The following is an 18,101-nucleotide window of genomic DNA, read 5'->3' on the forward strand; positions in this document are numbered from 1 at the left end:
AGATGTGTAGAAAAAGAACGGCCCGCGTGATTACACGCGGGCCGTTCTGCGAGAAGAATGTTTAGCGGTTTGCGGCAGTGTTTCGTTGCGCTAAGGCAAGCTTCAGATGCTCCTGCAGAGACTGTGCCTCCGGGATATAGGTGATGGCTTTGGCGATCTGAGGATCCCATTCTGCCCGGACCTTCAGGCCTTCGAGTTGTCCGAACTGCGAGGTAAATAGGTCGCTCTTGATGTTCGTCTTCAGCCAATCTTGAACCCCGGCAATGTCCTGGTCGGTATATTCGATCGGCGGATCCTGTGACTTCAAAAATGCTTTGAATTCCTGGAGAACTCCATCATCTGCGACAAAGTCTTTGCTAACCGAGCCGTGGACTGCCAGGTAGTGCTTGCTGAAGTTGAAGAAGGCATAGTGCTGGACGAGAGAGTCCTGGAAGCGGTTCGTCTTCGGATTGTCGATGGCCTCGTCGGGCGTGATGCCGCCGCCGCCATAGACAGTGCGTCCAGAATCCGTCAGCTTTACCTCAAGATTGCTCTTGTCCTTCGGCTTGATGGAGGGATCGCGCACGTAATAGTAGTCATACAGTGAAACATTGCTGTAGTTCCGCTGAATCAGCCGACCAGACGGCGTGTAATAGTGATAGGTCGTCAACGCCAGACCCGTGTTGTCCGAGGTCTGAAAGACGGTCTGGACGAGTCCTTTTCCGAAGGTCGTTTCGCCCACGATCAACGCGCGATCATGATCCTGCAATGCGCCGGAGACGATCTCAGCAGCGGAGGCTGTGTTCCGGTTTACAAGCACCACAATGGGATACTTCGTATCGGACCCGTGAGCTGCGCGATATACCTGGTCCGGAAATGCGCGGCCACGTTGCGAGACAACGATCTGGCCCTTCTGTAGGAACTTGTCGCTCATGTTGACTGCTTCATTCAACAGGCCGCCAGGATTTCCACGCAGGTCAATTACTAGGCCATTGATATTGCCGAACTTGTCCAGAGCATCACCTACTTCGCGGCTGGTCGTCTCCATAAAGTTCGTCACGTGCATGTAGCCGATGCCTGGCTTGATTAGAAAGGCAAGATCGACCGATGGGCGAGAAACTTCATCGCGCACCAGATCAAACTCCAGAGGTTTAGGTGCTCCTTCACGCTTCATCGTGACCAGGACATGCGTATTACGAGGTCCCTTCAGCATCGAAGCCACGGCAGCGGAGTCCATTCCATCGGTACTCTTTCCATCTACCGCCAGAATGACGTCGCCGGGCCGAATTCCCGCCTTATAGGAAGGGGTACCCTCAAATGGATACAGCACAACAATCTTCATGCCATTTTTTGCAGCAGAGTCCGGCTGCGGCTGGATCGTCATGCCCACACCGTAATACCGGCCGTGCTGATCTTCGCGCATCTGCGCATAGGCTTTGGGGTCGTAGAAATTTGAGTGAGGATCCAGCACATGCAACATGCCGGGAATAGCTCCGTCATAAATTGCCTTATCAGCCTTGTCGGGAGTCATCTTGTCGGCGTAGTTCTGCTCGACCAGCGAATACACGTTGGTAAAGTTGTGCAGACTATCGCGCAGAGTCGATTCGTCCGTAGCCGATTGAGCGGCGACCCTCTGATTGATGAAGGAACCGGCCACTGCGCAGGTGGCCAGAAAGACGGTGAGAGAGAATAGTGCGCGGCGTGTGCGGGGTGCCATCGATTCGGTGACCTCGGAAAAGGCAAACTGCACAGAAAGACCTGTGCAGAAGCGGTCTACAAATAGTGTAAACGCGCGTCTTCCATTGGACGGAGTATAGCATCGGCGGGTAAGCCGAATGATCTCTGGAAGGGGAATTCGCCGTTTGTGCTGTCGGCGTTTAGAATGATGGGACGGATATCGTCCGCTGTATTGAGTTGGTCTAAATGAATACAGCGGCGTTGGGACGTAAGTGATCCCTACCGTGGATGTTGGCAGAGATACGAGTGACGATGACCTTTCGAATTTCGCAGTTTAGGGCAGTATGCGGGGTAAGCCTGCTGGTACTGCCGATTGCGGCCCTGGCTCAGGCGCCGCGGTATCAGAGCCCGATGGCCGTTCCCAATGCGCCGCAGCAACAGATCACGCTGCCCACGCCCCCCGCCATCACTCCGAATGGCGTCGTTGTGGAAGACGTGATCGCCAGGATTAATGACCAGATCATTAATCGCAGCGATATGGAGCGTTCCGAGCAACAGCTTGCGCAGGAAAACCAGCAGAATCAGGTGAGTCCGGAAGATGCTGCGGAGCGCCAGAAGAACCTGCTACGCGACATGATCGACCAGCAGTTACTGCTTTCGCGGGCGAAAGAACTCGGCCTCAATGCCGATGCCGAGGTTATCCGGCGACTCGACGAGATCCGTAAGCAAAACCATCTGGATTCTATGGAAGACCTGGAACGTGCTGCACGGCAACAGGGCGTCTCGTTTGAGGACTTCAAGGCTAATATCAGGAACAATATTCTGACCCAACAGGTTGTTCGGGACGAGGTAGGACGCCATATCCAGATGACTCAGGGGCTGGAGCAGGCGTACTACGACGCTCATAAGAACGAATTTGCTCAGCCGGAACAGGTTCGCTTGAGCGAGATTCTGGTTCCAACGCCGGCCGACGCCTCGGAAGCGGTTGCTGCTCAAGCGCAGGCGAAGGCTGACGATATTGCTGCCAAAATTAAGGCGGGCGGAAACTTTGAAGAACTGGCCAAGGCGAACTCCGGTGGCCCAACCGCTTCTCAGGGAGGAGATCTCGGCCTCTTCAAGCGTGGGGCCCTGGCGAAGGTTCTGGAAGATAAAACTTTCGCTCTCCCGGCTGGCGGCGTAACGGATCCCATTCGCACCCGTCAGGGTTTTGTCATTCTTAAAGTCACTGAGCACCAGCAGGCTGGCGTTCCAGCGCTCAAGGACATCGAGCCTCAGATTCAGGAAGCGATGTACATGCAGCAGATGCAGCCCGCTCTGCGTGCCTATCTGACGAAGCTGCGCGAGGATGCCTACATCGACATCAAGCCGGGATTCGTGGACTCTGGAGCTAGCCCTCGCCAGACCAAACCCGTCTTTAGTGCCTATGCTCCTCCGACTCCCAAGAAGAAGCATGAAAAGCAGCGGTTTGACCGTGGCGGCCGTTTCTCTACGGTAAGTAAGACGACCTCGGCCCCAGCGGCAACGCCAGCAGTGGCTGCGGCTCCGGCGGCAGAATCCACTCCTGCCGCAGCCACAGCAAATGCAACAGCAGCTGCGACGACGAAGGCCAGCAGCAAACCCTCTGTTCCGGGCAAGCCGAAGAAGATCAAGCGCGAAAAGGTTCGCTTCGGGCAGGCTCCGCGCAATGCGCTTCCTCCGGGGCCGCAAGAGACCGCGGAAGGAGCAGGCGCTGGAGAGGCATCCTCGACCCAGGCAGCCGATGCAGGTGCAGCGATTGCTCCGGGAGCGGCGATGGCGCCGACTGAAAGCACGACCCAGGTCCTCTCTGGTGCGGATGCGGACCCGTTGGCTCCGAAGCCCACAGTTACCGGGAAGACCCGCTACAGCGCTCGCGCGAAGACCGAGGCCGCCGAAAAGGCTGCCAAGAAGCAAACTGCGGTCAAAGAGAAGGCAGCATTTACCCCGAAGGCCGCAACCACCCCGGAAGTCGAGGATCGTAAGCAGCAATCGAATCCGCTGGGCCTGAACGGCGATACGGCAACGAAGAAGAAAAAGAAGCGGGAAAAGGGGCAGCCCAAGGAGCGTCTGCAGGATAAGCCGACCGCGGCTCCTGCACCCGCTCCTCCACCCGAGCCGACTGTGAACCCATCCCTTGGAGGCACTCCACAAGGATTGACTCCGACGCCGGTTCCTTCGCAGGCAACAAATCCGCCAGCTCAGCCGCAGCAAACTCCCGTTCCGGCACCCCAATAGAGCTAACCATCAAAACTGTTTTTAGTGGTTACAAAACGCGAGGCTTTGGCCTCGCGTTTTGTATTGAGTGTCACAGCGTATTCTGGTGTTAATGAAAGACTTTTTTATCGCGGATGCCCCCGAGTTCGAAAACGCAGTTGTGACTTCTTACTTCGTCCTTTCTTCTTTGCAGATTCGGGAGCGGCGCCAGGGCGGCGGTCAGTTTCTTTCTGTCACGCTGATCGATAAGACCGGGTCCATGCCAGCGGTGATGTGGGATGATTTTTCAGATTCGATCGCAGCATGTTCTGAGGGCTGCTACGTCAAGGTGCAAGGGCAGATCAACCGTTATCAAAACAAGTTCCAGATGTCCCTCCAGCGCCTGCGTTTTGCTGCGGAGAGCGAGATCGATCCTGCAGATTATCTTCCTGTTACCCAGTTCAATGTTGACGAAATGTGGGAGGAGCTGCGGGGGTATGTCTCACGTTTCGCGAATACAGACTTGCAGAGGCTTGTCTTCGCTTTTTTGGATGATCCCGAGATTGCGGCAGCATATCGAAATGCTCCAGCTGCAAAGCTTCTTCATCATGCTTGGATCGGCGGTCTTCTGGAACACGTGGTCACGCTGGTGCGTGTTTGCGTGACGATTGCACCGTTTTACCCCGAAGTCGATCCTGATTTACTCGTTACGGGCGCCATTCTTCATGACGTTGGAAAAATCCGCGAGTTGTATTGGAAGTCGAGCTTTGGTTACACCCTGGAAGGCCAGTTGATCGGTCATATCAACATTGCCCAGGGGATGCTGGTCGAAAAGGTTCGTGAGCTTCAACCGTTTCCAGAAGAGTTGCGAATCCTTGTGCAGCACATGATCCTTTCGCATCATGGCAAGTATGAGTTCGGTTCTCCGAAATTGCCCATGACTCCTGAGGCACTCCTGCTCAACGTACTTGATGACCTTGAGGCCAAGATGCAAACCCTGCGGAATGCATTTGCGAACGCCAAAATTCAGGGTAAAGGCTCTGATGAAGTTACGGATTGGGTTCGTTCGATGGAGCGGCCTCTCTTCAACTCTCAGAATTATTTGAAAAAAGAGCAGGAATAGAATACGAGGTTTTTGACTAAGAAAGAATTACCGACATTCGCACCACATCCATTCCCGGAGTGCTATTAGCCAACGATGCGCCAGGCCTGCAAGACCCAAAATGGCACAGGCTTCGAGCATTCTGCTTGGAGCAAAGCAGGATGTCCAATTGGATAGCGCCACACATATGACAGTCGGGGTTTCTACAGTAAGTGCGGGATGTAGTGATCGATTTCTCCACTTTCCAAGTGGATATGTGATTCGAACAACCTTCCATCGTCTGTAGCCCTGACATCTGTTGCTATACTCCTCCCTGCACGTAGTCCAGTAGAGGAGCAGGGATTGATGCGTACTCGAATGATTCTGGCAATCGCCGTTTTAGAGCTTAGCGTGGTATCCGCAGGGGCACAGATTCCATCCTGGATGCCGGACCCGACCCAGCAGCAGACCTACACGATGCACCGTTCTTCCAGCAGAGAATCAACGGGTGCTAATGCCGACTACCGGACCCTTACTCCGGGGCAGACACTCACGATTCTCGATGTGGATGGTCCGGGTCTGATCTCCCATATGTGGTTCACGATTAATGCTCCTGAGCCATATCACCTCAAGCGCATCGTGATGCGTATGTATTGGGATGGAGAGCAGTCGCCCAGCGTCGAGGCGCCAATTGGCGATTTCTTTGGACTTGGCAATGGTATGTACTATGGGTGGCAATCAGCCGTGCTCAGCGCCGGTTCAGATCGTTCGCTCAACTGCTGGTTTCCGATGCCGTATGCCAAACATGCGCGTGTCACGATTACGAATGAAGGCAAGATGTCGGTTAACAGTTTGTACTGGAATATCGACTACAGACAGGACTCGAAACCTCTTCCTTCCGGGACGCTTTATTTTCATGCCGATTATCGTCAGGCTTACCCGAACCATGGGTGGGCGAAGGATTGGTACTCCAATGGTGACCCGCAGGTGAACTATCGCCGTAATCTGGACGGCAAGGACAACTACACATGGTTTGAGGCGCAGGGGCACGGCCAATTTGTGGGAGTGACGATGTCGGTCTTTCAGAACCAGGATGGCTGGTGGGGAGAGGGGAACGATATGTTCTTTATTGACGGCGATACTTCTCCTACGATGGTCGGCACTGGATCGGAGGACTATTTCCTTGGGGCATGGGACTTCGGAGGTCCAGCTCAGTTTGCGCTGCATGGTTCACCCGTTGTCGGGCCGGAACTTGCAGGCTCGCGCTCCAGCGTCTACCGGTTCCATTTGGATTCGCCCATCCCCTTCAAAAAATCGATGCGAGCGACGATTGAACATGGCCATGCAAATGGCCGCTCTGACAACTTTTCTTCCGTGGCGTACTGGTACCAGGCAGAGCCTCACGAGCCTTTTCCTGCGCTTCCGGAGATGAGCGAGCGTATTCCAACGCTGCAGTTTGTTGGGGGGCCGGGGAATTCCAAGGAGCCGTATGTTCCCGGAGCACCTCAGCCGCGCTGACCATCGGCTGATTGAGGAAAGAGGCATTAGAATGGAATGATTGACTATGCTTCGATTTTCAACAGCAGGTGAGAGCCACGGCGAGAGCCTTGTTGCCTTAGTAAGTGGTCTTCCGGCCGGAGTTCCGGTCGATCAGGAGTTCATCAGCCACGAGCTATGGCGGCGCCAAAAAGGCTATGGGCGTGGCGGCCGTATGCGCATCGAACGGGATACAGCCCATATCCTCACCGGGGTTCGCCATGGAAAAACCATTGGCTCGCCTGTCGCGATGACGATCGCGAACAACGATTGGAAGAACTGGACTGAGATTCTTCCGGTGGAAGAAGGCGATCCCGCTAAGCACAAGGCGGTCGCTTCGCCTCGTCCGGGCCATGCCGATCTTGCCGGAGCGCTGAAGTACAACTTTCCGGATGCGCGCTACGTGCTGGAGCGTGCCAGCGCTCGTGAATCCACAGCGCGAGTCGCTTCTGGTGCGCTTGCAAAACTGCTCCTGCGCGAGTTGGGGATCGAAGTGCTCTCGCATGTGATTCGCGTGGGCAAAGCAGAGCTCTCGCGCCCGGCACAGTGGAACGAAATTGTTGCCTTATCGCAGAAGGAAGAGGTTCTGCTCAACTGCGTCGATCCTGAAGACGAGGCAAAGATGAAAGCCGAGGTCGATGCCGTCCTTCGCACTGGCGATACCGTTGGTGGAGTCTTCGAAGTGGTAGTTCATGGTCTGCCTCCTGGGATCGGTACGCATGTCAATTGGGATGAGCGCCTCGATGGCTTGCTAGCCCAGGCAGTGATGAGCCTTCAGGCTGTGAAGGCAGTCGAGATCGGCCGAGGAGTGACAGCAGCGGAGTCTCTGGGATCTACAGTCCACGACGCGATCGGATATGAAGCCCCGAACGAAGCTTTCACAAAATTTTCGCGCGAGCACAATAATGCCGGAGGCATCGAAGGTGGCATCTCGAACGGAGAAGACGTGGTCGTGCGCGGATATCTTAAGCCGATCTCGACTCTTCGCCGTCCTTTGGGAAGCGTCAGCTTCGAAACTCGTGAACCGGTGAAGGCGGCGTACGAACGCTCCGATGTTTGTGTGGTGCCTGCTGCCGGAGTTGCATCAGAGGCCATGGTGGCTCTCGCTGTTGGGCGCCTGGTTTTGGAGAAGTTCGGGGGCGACTCGCTTCTGGAACTTAAGCGCAATTACAACGGCTATCTCGAACAGATAAGAGCATACTGACGTGGCAAAAACGACCAAAATCCATGAGATCGTAAAGTACCCCGAGCCTGTTCTTTCAATACCGGCTCGACCCGTGACGGCCTTCGACGAAGATCTGAAGACTTTGGTGGAGGAGATGTTCGAATCCATGTATGCGGCCCACGGCATCGGCCTGGCGGCGCCGCAGATTGGGCTCTCAAAACGTCTTACGGTGATCGACGTTAACTTCAAGAAAGACCCTGCAGACCAGTTGGTGTTGGTCAATCCGCAGATCATTGAGCGGGAAGGGAAGCAGTTTGAGGAAGAGGGCTGTCTTTCGCTGCCTGAGATACGCGAAAAAGTTAATCGGGCGGCAAAAGTTAAAGTCCGTGCGCAGAATGTGAAGGGGGAATGGTTTGAGATGGAAGGCGAAGAGCTTCTGGCTCGGGCCTTTCAACATGAGATCGATCACCTTGATGGCGTTCTTTTCATCGATCGGCTCAGCCGGCTCAAGCGAGATCTTCTGATTCGTAAGATCAAGAAAATGCAGAAGAACGGAGAATGGTAAACACTCCTGTAATCACGCATTCTCTTGCATCGTTGACGACCCTCTTTGACACGTCGCACACTTATAGAAGTGAGCGCTTGAACGTCGGCAACTCCAATCCCCAGGAGACCCCGTATGCGTACTTTTCTTTCTTTGTTAGTTTTTCTGTTTTTTAGTTTTCCACTCCGGGCCAGCACGATTCACAATCCTCTGGTTTTTCCTGGAAACCATATGAGCCTTTGGGCCCCTGCTTTTTCTGCAAACATCAGGCCCTATCTTTCAGGCACGGCTGAGTCTTTTGACTCTGACTCTCCTGTCCCTGCGACTTCACTTACGATCAGTGATCTTTTCTCTCCGGTTCAAAGGGCAGATTACGTTGCCGATGAGGAGTCGAGCCGCGACTCGGTAACGGAGTTTGCCAGGGCGATTCCGGAACCCGCCTGCTGGATTCTTGTTGCCACCGGCATATTGGGTGTATCTCTCTTGTTTTCCGATCGTGACCCTGCGAAGGGGGAATACCTTTCCCACTGAGATCAAAATCAATACGCTTCCGTTAGCATGGAGACAGGATGAAACTTGTCTTCTGCGGAACTCCGCAATTCGCTGTACCTACGCTTGAGGCGGCGCTCGCTGCCGGGCACGAGATCGCTCTCGTTCTCACGCAGCCTGACAGGCCGGTCGGGCGCGACCAGAAGCTACAAGTCCCTCCGGTGAAACAGACTGCGTTGGCGCACGGCATTCCAGTCCTTCAGCCCGATAAGATCAAGAACAACACTGAACTTCGCGAGAGGCTTGAGGCGATCGCGCCAGATGCCATTCTTGTGGTCGCTTATGGCCGCATCATTCCGCAGTGGATGCTTGATCTTCCACGCTACGGCAACATCAACCTGCATGGTTCGCTTCTGCCGAAGTATCGAGGAGCCGCGCCAATCCAATGGACAGTTGCCAACGGCGAGACGGTTACAGGCGTGACTACAATGCGGCTTGATGCTGGACTCGACACAGGGCCTATGCTACTTGCGCAGGCCGTACCCGTCCGTGAGGATGAGACGGCCGTAGATGTGTATGAGAACCTTGCTGCGGTTGGGGCTCCGCTGATGGTGGAGACATTGCGGCGGCTGAAGGCAGGCGATCTGTTTCCTACATCGCAAGAACATGCGGTTGCATCACACGCGCCGATTCTTACCCGTGAGGATGGGAAAATCGACTTCTCTCGCACGGCAAAGCAGATCTATGATCGTTGGCGTGGTTTTCAGCCTTGGCCTGGTGCTTTTACAACATTGAATGGGAAGAAGCTGATCATCCATCGTATGCACCCGGTGGAGGAACACTCTCTGGCTGATCCTGGCGTGGTCAGGATAGAGGCATCGACTCTCTTTGTCGCTTGTGGGAGCTATACCACGCTTGTGCTCGATGAAGTGCAGCTTGAAGGAAAACGTCGTATGCTTGCTGCGGAGTTGCTGCGCGGTTATTCGATCAATTCAGGCGAGCGACTGGGGGAATAGCCTATAGGCGTTGCAAAAGCAGCAGAAACATCGCAACTGCGAGCAACACGGAGGCGGCTAGTGTTGCAGTGATATAGAGGGCTGCCACCCGTTCCTTGCCGGGCTTCGGACGGGTAATTCCCACACTCCAGATAAAGCTTTCACTTATGAGATTGGTCAATCTTCTCATTTTGCCTCCATCGATTCACTTAACAAGATGAACCAGGCCTTTCCATTGGATATGCAATTCTTGCGGTGAAAAGCCTGCGTTGCTTCTTTCCCTTCAGAGGGGCATCCTTAAAGGAGTGAAGGATGCCGGTCAAAACAGGATCTCTGTGGTTCGGGGCAATCAGCTTGTCCCCTTGCTACCCTGCTGTTCGCACGAGGGCAGGGAGCAGCCATGGCGAGGGGTGCTGCTAGAACGCCATACTATTGATCCCCTGGAACTTCCTGAGCACGAACATCATGAGCTTTGCTTGCATCTCCAGATAAGCGGCGATGATCGAATGCAATGGTGGTCCGGCGGACGTCATGGAACAGAGAATACTTTTCCTGGTTCCATCATGCTGGTCCCCGCCGGAACCCAGGATCGCGAGTTATGGCATGGTTCTTCGGAGCGGTTGATTCTTTCGCTTTCTCCTGAATTTCTGGAACAGGTGGCTGCCAACGCAGGGGCCAAGACACCTGAGTTCATCCCTCGATGGTCTCTTCAGAATGCATCTCTGCAATATCTTCTTTTCGAAATGGGACGTGAGGCGGCGGAGGGATGGCCGCTGGGTCGTCTTTACGCCGATCTAACCGCAACAAGTCTCGTCAGCTTACTCTTGCGTCACCACGCAGCCGACCCTATGGACTTCAGGACCTTGCGTGGCGGTTTACCCATGCCTCAACTTCGTCGCGCGATGGAGTACATCTCCACAAATCTCGATCGGGATTTAAACCTTGAGGAGATTGCACATGAGGTTAGCCTCAGTTCCTTTCACTTCGCTCGCGAGTTCCGTGCTTTAGCCGGGAAAACACCCTATCAATATCTTCTGGATCAACGGATGGAACGGGCCAAAGATTTGTTGAAGAATCATGTTTGGAGCATGCAAGAGATCGCCGCAATGGTGGGATTTCGTTCTCCGGTCAACTTCATCCGTACCTTCCGCCAGCGCATAGGGACGACTCCCGGCGAATGGCGGAAACATTCTTAATAACAGGAACTATCTCTGCCTTGCCCAAATCTCCCATCAAATCGAAACCAATTGCGCCTGCACGTATAGCAGCCTTTGACATTCTCTCGCAGGTTGCTGCAGGAAACGGAAACAGCGACGATCTTCTGTACTCTGCGGCAACCGCGAAGCTCTCGTCGGAGGATCGTAATCTTGCCACAGCGCTTGTTCTGGGAACGCTGCGCTGGCAGATTGCGCTTGACGCGCGCATTCAGTCGCAGCTTCAGCGACCGGATCAGCGGCTGGCTGAGCCTGTTGCTATCGCGCTTCGCCTAGGAGCATTTCAGCTTCTTCATCTCGATCGCATTCCGCCTCATGCTGCCATTAATGAGAGCGTCGAACTTACACGCTTCGGCGGCCATCCGCACGCCGCTGGAATGGTGAACGCCATTCTGCGCAAGCTCATTGGAGCGAAGCTGCCGGGCCAGTCGATCCATGAGAACGCAGCGGCGATTGCGAGGAGACTTGCCCATCCGCAGTGGATGGTCGAGCGCTGGATCAGTCAATATGGTCGCGCGGATGCGATCAAAATCTGCGAAGCCGATCAGGTTGAACCAGCGGAGCCTGTTCTCTTCAATGACAGTTCAGACACAAATCTCCCACGTATCGATGATGGCTCGAGGCTTGTTGCTGAGCTTGCTGCTGCCGCTGCTCCGCAGGTACGGCTGGTCTGGGATGCTTGCGCTGCTCCCGGAGGAAAGACGCTAATCCTTGCGCATCGACTTCCACAAGCAGAGATTCTCGCCACCGACGTAAGTTCCCGGCGACTGGCTGCAATGCGAACACGCCTTGCCAGCTACTCCTACACTGCGAAGATTCAGATGGAAGTTGTAGACGCGAGTGCGCCGGCAGACTCCAAACAGCATTTCGATTTAATTCTTGCGGATGTTCCTTGCAGCGGTACGGGAACACTGGCTAGGAACCCTGAGATTCGGCTGCGGCTTGAGCCGGATGGTCTCATCCGCCATGTTGGTCGCCAGCGCAAAATTCTTCGTTCCGCACTCTCTCGATTGGCTCTGGGCGGCCGTCTGATCTACTCTACGTGCTCGTTGGAGTCGGAGGAGTGCGAGCAGGTTGTCGAGGCTGTTCTTGCGGAGCCAGAGTTTGCTTCCTGCGTCCGTCTCCTTCCGTTGGCTCCATGGATCGATTCTCTTTCCGCTGGCGGGCTGCTGAAGAAGCCACTGAATGGGGTGGTTCGTGGTAACGCTCTCCGCACTCTACCTGGAGTTCATTCGGGAGATGGCTTTTTCGCCGCACTCATGGAACGGATTTGCTAAATCAATCAGTGTGTGAGCGAGATCTGCACCGTATCGCCACGCGTTACACGATGGCCTGCGAGCGGGATCTGCGCTACGACGATCCCGGGAGTCATAGGCATCATGGGGGCCGACGCACCCCCCGTTGGAGCTGACTGGGGCGTTGTAGGAGTTACGTCTTCTGCGCTTACAATCCGCAGCCCTGCGGCTCCTGCCCGTGCATATGCTCCTGAAATGGTAAGGCCGACGAGCGAAGGCATCACGTACGCGGCGGTTGTGTCTTCTGTCGAATCATTCAGCAAAATACTGACGCGCGGACGGTCGACGCCTTCAGCTCCAGGAGCAGGACTCTGCGCCAAGACCACGCCTGCCGAGCCTGGCATCGCAACATGGCCAACGGTTCCTAACTCAAGGCCCAGTCTCCGCAGATTAATGGACGCGGCACGTTCGCCTTCGCCTTGCAGATTGGGGATTGAAACCTGTTGTGTACCCAGGCTTTCGGTGACTCGTACAGGCCACTGTCGCCGAACCGTCGCACCCACAACTGGATACTGTGCCAGCACTTGTCCTGCGGGGATATCGGGGGAATAGAAGCGATTCTCAAGCTGTAAGCGCAAACCCATCGAGCTGGTCTTTCGGCTGGCCTCTGCAATCGTCATATGGGTAAGTTGCGGGACCTTCACCTCGTGCCCATGAATTGCCAGACGCATTGCCAAAAAGGCAGAGATCATCGCGACCGCGACCATCGCCATGGCTCCCAGCACGATATTGAAGAAGCGCCGTACTGCGCTCCAGCCTATAAAACGAACCCGCACCTTCATCGCTTATTGTCCGTCGCCGGTTCCGGGTGAATCAGCAGGCGATCCACCTCGGGTGCATCCAGTTTAAATGCTCCCTCCAGGGCCGTGATAATCGCATGGACCTTCGCCATCGGAAGATCATCCGGCAATGTGCAGTGACAATTCACCTGCAGGTGTGCTCCCATCCGAGTCACGATAACGTCATGGATGTCGAGAATCTCAGGAAAGGTTGCTGCTGCCCGGCGGAGCCTTACCTCGAGCTGCCGATCGCGTTCCTGCGACTCCGGTTGTTCAATCGTTGCAGGCTCACTCTCGATGTGAGTCAGGATAGAGGTCACATCCGGAATCTCGCGCCGAATCTCCGCTTCCAGTTGGGTAGCCAGTTCATGCGCCTGTTGCAGATACATATTCTCATCGACTTCGAGATGCTGTTCGACCTGAAGATGTCCGCCTACACGCTGCACAGTTACGTCATGGATGGTCAGGTTCATGCGCGCCGCAACGGCACGAATGCGGTCGTGAATACTCTCCGTACCTGGGGCCATCGGAACGGTATGGACAACAACATCGGCTCGTGGGAGATGCCGCTTAACGACGGCGGTAGCCTCCCGTGTGATTTGTTCTGTTCGTTGAAAGGTCAGGTTCCTTGCTAGTCCAAGCGTCAGATCCGCGAAGGTGTCCGAACCGGATTGCCGCGTCCGCAGGCGGTTGACGGCTAGTACTCCATTGATCGCCTTCAGGTCGTTCTCAAACTCCTTTCTCATCGCCTCGCGGCTCTCTTTCGGAGTTGCGTCCAGAAGAGCATCAATCGTTCGCCGCACCAGCTTCCAGGTCACGTAGAGGATGATTCCTGAGACGATCAACGCTGCGATCGGATCGGCCAGTTCAAGAGTGCGAATGTTCCAGTGCGTGCCAGTGAAGGCCGCAGCCAGACCAATCAGCACGGCCAGCGAAGACCAGATATCCGTACCGAAGTGAATTGCATCGGCCTCGAGCGCCTGACTTGCCGATTCGTTGGCGATCTTATGAAGTTTGCGCGAGCGGGTGTAGTCCACTAGGATGGCCAGAATCAGCACCGCAAATGGCCAGATTGAGGGTGTGAGAGAAAGTCGTTCCCTAAATGTAATTCGGCGGATAGCTTCGGTCACAATCCAGATGCACGAACCCAGCATCAACACGCATTCGATAAATGCTGAAAGGCTTTCTACCTTGCCATGGCCGTAGTTATGAGTGTCGTCGGCAGGACGGTCGGCCATTTGGACGGAGAAAAGAGTAATTCCTGCTGCAACCAGATCCACTGTCGAGTGGGCGGCCTCCGAAAGCATACCCAGCGATCCGGTGAGGAGTCCGGTAACGAACTTCAGCACCGTAATCCCTAGCGCTGCCAGCACAGAAAACAATGCGGCTGAGCGCTTCTCTCTAGAAGTCGGACGCGGTTTTTCGGACATGGCCGTATAGCTCATGGAGACTCAATCCTACCGTGCCTGTCGCCTGCTGTGCACTATGGTTTTGTCGCGCGATATAAGCCTGCTGTGCCGAAGGTATAACCCGCCCAAGTCGCATCCTGAAATCCCGTGGAGCGGATCATCTCCAACATCCTCGCCGGTCGTGGAAAACGACCTACCGAGTCGGGAAGATAGCGGTATGCTTCGGCATCGCCTGAGATCATGCCACCCACACGGGGAAGCACATGCTTGAAGTAGAGGTTGTAGAGAGAACCTGCAAGGCCCTCGGGTTGGTTGAAGTCCAGAATCCCGATCTGACCACCCGGCGCCAGTACACGGTAAAGCTCTGCCAGCCCCTCTTCGTAGTTGGAGAGATTCCGGAAACCAAAGGCCGATACGACCAACGTGAGTGAGCTATCGCTTATTGGCAGATGAAGCGCATCAGCCTGAATTGCGCGGATATTCTGCCCGGAAAATTTTTCCTGACCGCGTACCAGCATCTCGTGGGAAAAATCGACAGCCAGCACTGGAGCTTCGCCTGCACCGGCAGGACGGTACTTCATCAGCGCCAGCGTCATGTCCCCGGTGCCGCAGCATAGATCCAGCACAACGGCCTCAGGACGACGCAGCACATCACGGAAGCTCTTCGCTGCCCGTGTCCACCACCAGCGGTCGACCCCCATGGAGAGTAGATGATTCAGCAGGTCATACTTCGGAGCAATCGAATCGAACATCTGCTGCACGTTGGCTGCGGCAGATTCCTGTGTCGTCGCGCCAGTAGGGCGCGCTCCCAGGGAAACCTCGTGCTCCAGCCGCGCCTGTTGTTCTGCCATTACGTGCGCTTCCTTCTGGAAAGATCTTTACTCTGTCCGCGCATCAGCGCCAGCATCCACTCTGCGGCAGCCAGCATCTCGTCGCGAGTTACATCGCGCACGATCGTGACTTCGCCGATCTTGAGCGGCAGGATAAAACTCAAGGTGCCGCTGCGATTTTTCTTGTCGTTGGTGGTTAGCGCTACTAGTTTTGCCGCTGTTGCTTTGAAGCCACTCATAGGGCCATAGCGCAAGATGAGCCGGATGATGCGATCGGCCTCGGCTTCAGAGATCATTCCGCGTATCAGTCCAAGCCTTGTCGCTGCAATGCTTCCCCAACCGACAGCTTCACCGTGCAATAGCTGCTTGTACCCTGTTGCGGCTTCGATCGCATGACCCAGTGTATGGCCATAGTTTAGGATCATCCGCAGCCCTGATTCGCGCTCGTCATTGGCAACAACGTCGGCTTTTACTCGCACGCTCGCCGCGACAACGTTCGTCAGAGCCTTCACCTCTCCGCGCAGGACCTCGTTGGCATGAGCTTCCAGATACCGGAACAATCGTGCATCCCGGATAATCCCTGCCTTGACGGACTCCTGCAATCCGGCTCGCAACTCTGTCGCAGGGAGCGTCTTCAGCAGATCGGTATCGGCAAAGACTGCCAGAGGGTGATGAAAGCTTCCCACCAGATTCTTTCCCGCGGCAAGATTGACCCCGGTTTTGCCGCCGATGGAGGAGTCTACCTGTGCGAGCAGCGTCGTCGGTACCTGCACATAGGACACGCCGCGCATGTAGATCGCCGCCAGGAATCCCGTTACGTCTCCCACAACGCCGCCACCGAAGGCCATCAGAAGGGAATCGCGGTCAGCTCCTGCGGCGGCAAGCTGTTCCAGCAGAGATTCCAGCGTGCGCAGACGTTTATGTCTCTCGCCTGCGGGAAGAAACAGCACTGTTGGCTGTTCCTGTTTGCCAAAGGCGGCTAATACCTTTCGCCCCCAAAGTCCCCAGATCTCAGGTGAGGTGACGATAAACGTACGGAAGGGCTTGCCCTTCTTTAATTTCTTCAACCGTGCCGGGAGCGTCTTCAGCAATCCCGAGGCGATCACGATCTCATAGCTTGCGCTGGGTGTCTTGAGTTGAATCGAAGGCACAATACCTTCATCCTATCGTAAGAATTTCCATCCAGCCTGCCAGAACGGGTAGCATCAAGAGGAGGAGAGGCCGTGCCATCTGTAGCATCATCTGTCGGTTCCAACCCTTCTGACCCACGCGGACATCATGTCGATTTTCTTGTTATAGGAGCTGGAATCGCCGGTCTCAGCGCAGCAATTCGTCTGGCTGGCGTCGGCTCTGTTCTGGTCGTAACTAAAGAGGAATTGGCCGAATCCAACACTTCCTACGCCCAAGGAGGCATCGCCGTCGCGATGGGCGGCGATGAAGATGTAGCTCTTCATCTAGACGATACGCTTGCTGCAGGCGACGGTCTTGTCGAGAAAGAATCGGCGCGCCTCCTGGTAGAGCAAGGACCTGTCCGCGTACAGGAACTCCTGGAATGGGGAACCAGCTTCGACCGTGAGAATGGCCAGCTGATGTTGACTCGCGAAGGCGCGCATAGCCGTTCGCGCATCCTTCACGCCAACGGAGATGCAACAGGAAGGGAGATTGCGGTCTCTCTTCTGCGTCACGTTCGTGCAATCCCCAATGTTCGTCTTCTGGAATGGACGACCGGCATCGACCTGATCGTCGAACAACACAACCGAGTCGCGGGAGCCATTCTGCTGGACGGGGAAGGTGGCATCCTTAAGATCTACGCTCGCGCCACCCTGCTTGCCAGCGGAGGCGCAGGGCAGGTCTACAGCGACACCACTAATCCTGCTGTGGCTACAGGCGACGGCATTGCGATGGCATGGCGCGCAGGAGCCGCTGTCGTCGATATGGAGTTTTATCAGTTTCACCCCACTGCATTCAGTGCTCCCGGAGCGCCAAGATTTTTATTGAGCGAGGCCCTTCGCGGTGAGGGCGCAATCCTTGTCAACGCCAGCGGAGAACGTTTCATGCTCAAGGAGCATCCGCTGGCCGAACTCGCCCCCCGTGACGTAGTCGCTCGTGCAATTACACGCGAAGGCATGGATGGCCCTGTCCATCTCGACATGCGACATGTCGCGAAGGACCTTCACGAACGCTTTCCCGGTATCTCGGCGTTTCTCGCGAAGTATCATCTCGATCTCAATCGGGATCTGGTTCCTGTCCGTCCGGCCGCACATTATTTGATGGGAGGCATCCTCACCGATGTCCACGGCCGCACGACGCTTCCGGGGCTCTATGCTGCGGGAGAAGCAGCCTGCACCGGGGTTCATGGCGCGAATCGCCTGGCATCCAATTCTCTGCTTGAAGGGCTCGTTTTTGGCGCTCTTGCTGCCGAGGCCATGATGGCCGATCGCATATCCAATCTGTTTCGGCCGGAGTCATTCCCTTCCATTTCGGTCCCGGCCGAGCGCACGCCGGACGAACAGGTGGAACGATGGATCGAAGATCTTCGCAACAATATGTGGAAGTTTGCCGGGCTGCTGCGCGATGCTCAGGGACTTCAGCTGATGCAGCATAAACTTCAGGCTCTAGCAGGGACGATACCGCAAGGACTCTCACGACGTGCCATTGAAGCTCGCAATCTCTATACGGTCGCTTCGCTTATCGTTACTGCTGCGCTGGCCCGATGCGAGAGTCGTGGAGCACACTTCCGCATGGATTATCCGCAGCACAATGCAGAGGCTCTTCACTCTGTCCTGTATCGCAACGACATCTCCTTCTGCCGCTCTCTACTGGAAGCATTTGTAACGCAGCAATAAAAAGCGATGTCTGTATAACAGTTACGGAAAGAATGACGGCGCAGGTTCTTC

General features: G+C 55.4%; 15 protein-coding genes. 9 read left to right on the plus strand and 6 right to left on the minus strand.

Going from position 1 to position 18,101, the window contains the following annotated elements; genetic code table 11:
• Nucleotides 1-61: 61 nt before the first annotated feature.
• Nucleotides 62-1,696: a S41 family peptidase gene (locus tag H7846_RS07080; RefSeq protein ID WP_186695773.1), complete on the minus strand. Its 1,635-nt coding sequence runs from the start codon at nt 1,694-1,696 to the stop codon at nt 62-64.
• Between the two features lie 272 nt (nt 1,697-1,968).
• Here H7846_RS07080 and H7846_RS07085 point away from each other — a divergent pair, with 272 nt between their 5' ends.
• From H7846_RS07085 to fmt, 6 genes are all read left to right on the plus strand, one after another.
• The gene (locus H7846_RS07085) at nt 1,969-3,909 is read left to right on the plus strand and encodes a peptidylprolyl isomerase (RefSeq protein ID WP_255460902.1); all 1,941 of its coding nucleotides are present in this window, start codon (nt 1,969-1,971) and stop codon (nt 3,907-3,909) included.
• A gap of 91 nt (nt 3,910-4,000) precedes the next feature.
• A complete protein-coding gene (locus H7846_RS07090; protein WP_186695775.1) occupies nt 4,001-4,990 on the plus strand; it encodes a 3'-5' exoribonuclease YhaM family protein in 990 nt (329 codons plus the stop codon).
• A gap of 324 nt (nt 4,991-5,314) precedes the next feature.
• Nucleotides 5,315-6,466 carry a glycoside hydrolase family 172 protein gene (locus tag H7846_RS07095; protein WP_186695776.1) on the plus strand — a complete coding sequence of 384 codons (1,152 nt, stop codon included), beginning with the start codon at nt 5,315-5,317 and terminating at the stop codon, nt 6,464-6,466.
• A gap of 46 nt (nt 6,467-6,512) precedes the next feature.
• Nucleotides 6,513-7,688 carry a chorismate synthase gene (gene aroC / locus H7846_RS07100; protein WP_186695777.1) on the plus strand — a complete coding sequence of 392 codons (1,176 nt, stop codon included), beginning with the start codon at nt 6,513-6,515 and terminating at the stop codon, nt 7,686-7,688.
• 1 nt (nt 7,689) lies between these two features.
• Entirely contained in the window at nt 7,690-8,214 is a 525-nt protein-coding gene (gene def, locus H7846_RS07105) for a peptide deformylase (protein ID WP_186695778.1), read from the plus strand.
• A 548-nt stretch (nt 8,215-8,762) separates the two neighbouring features.
• Nucleotides 8,763-9,698: a methionyl-tRNA formyltransferase gene (gene fmt / locus H7846_RS07110; protein ID WP_186695779.1), complete on the plus strand. Its 936-nt coding sequence runs from the start codon at nt 8,763-8,765 to the stop codon at nt 9,696-9,698.
• 1 nt (nt 9,699) lies between these two features.
• On the opposite strand, the gene H7846_RS07115 is transcribed toward fmt, so the two are convergent.
• Nucleotides 9,700-9,867: a hypothetical protein gene (locus tag H7846_RS07115; RefSeq protein WP_186695780.1), complete on the minus strand. Its 168-nt coding sequence runs from the start codon at nt 9,865-9,867 to the stop codon at nt 9,700-9,702.
• A gap of 286 nt (nt 9,868-10,153) precedes the next feature.
• Here H7846_RS07115 and H7846_RS07120 point away from each other — a divergent pair, with 286 nt between their 5' ends.
• Together H7846_RS07120 and H7846_RS07125 are read left to right on the plus strand one after the other, a co-directional pair.
• Nucleotides 10,154-10,873 (plus strand): AraC family transcriptional regulator, encoded by a 720-nt coding sequence (locus H7846_RS07120; protein WP_186695781.1) that lies wholly within the window; start codon nt 10,154-10,156, stop codon nt 10,871-10,873.
• A 20-nt stretch (nt 10,874-10,893) separates the two neighbouring features.
• A complete protein-coding gene (locus H7846_RS07125; RefSeq protein ID WP_255460903.1) occupies nt 10,894-12,168 on the plus strand; it encodes a transcription antitermination factor NusB in 1,275 nt (424 codons plus the stop codon).
• Between the two features lie 5 nt (nt 12,169-12,173).
• Here H7846_RS07125 and H7846_RS07130 read toward each other — a convergent pair whose 3' ends face one another.
• Genes H7846_RS07130 through aroB form a run of 4 tightly spaced genes read right to left on the minus strand, consistent with a single transcriptional unit; the run spans nt 12,174 to nt 16,355 of the window.
• Nucleotides 12,174-12,968 carry a PASTA domain-containing protein gene (locus H7846_RS07130; RefSeq protein WP_186695783.1) on the minus strand — a complete coding sequence of 265 codons (795 nt, stop codon included), beginning with the start codon at nt 12,966-12,968 and terminating at the stop codon, nt 12,174-12,176.
• Complete coding sequence (locus H7846_RS07135; RefSeq protein WP_186695784.1) at nt 12,965-14,410, minus strand: cation diffusion facilitator family transporter; 1,446 nt, start codon at nt 14,408-14,410, stop codon at nt 12,965-12,967. The genes H7846_RS07130 and H7846_RS07135 overlap by 4 nt, the downstream gene beginning before the upstream one ends.
• A 38-nt stretch (nt 14,411-14,448) precedes the next feature.
• Nucleotides 14,449-15,225 carry a bifunctional demethylmenaquinone methyltransferase/2-methoxy-6-polyprenyl-1,4-benzoquinol methylase UbiE gene (ubiE, locus tag H7846_RS07140; protein ID WP_186695785.1) on the minus strand — a complete coding sequence of 259 codons (777 nt, stop codon included), beginning with the start codon at nt 15,223-15,225 and terminating at the stop codon, nt 14,449-14,451.
• Complete coding sequence (gene aroB / locus H7846_RS07145; RefSeq protein ID WP_186695786.1) at nt 15,225-16,355, minus strand: 3-dehydroquinate synthase; 1,131 nt, start codon at nt 16,353-16,355, stop codon at nt 15,225-15,227. Before aroB ends, ubiE begins: the two co-directional genes overlap by 1 nt.
• 72 nt (nt 16,356-16,427) lie before the next feature.
• On the opposite strand from aroB, the gene nadB reads away from it, so the two are divergent.
• Complete coding sequence (nadB, locus tag H7846_RS07150; RefSeq protein WP_186695787.1) at nt 16,428-18,050, plus strand: L-aspartate oxidase; 1,623 nt, start codon at nt 16,428-16,430, stop codon at nt 18,048-18,050.
• Nucleotides 18,051-18,101 lie beyond the last annotated feature (51 nt).

This window comes from Edaphobacter sp. 4G125, from assembly GCF_014274685.1.
In the GTDB taxonomy this organism is placed as follows: Bacteria; Acidobacteriota; Terriglobia; order Terriglobales; family Acidobacteriaceae; genus Edaphobacter.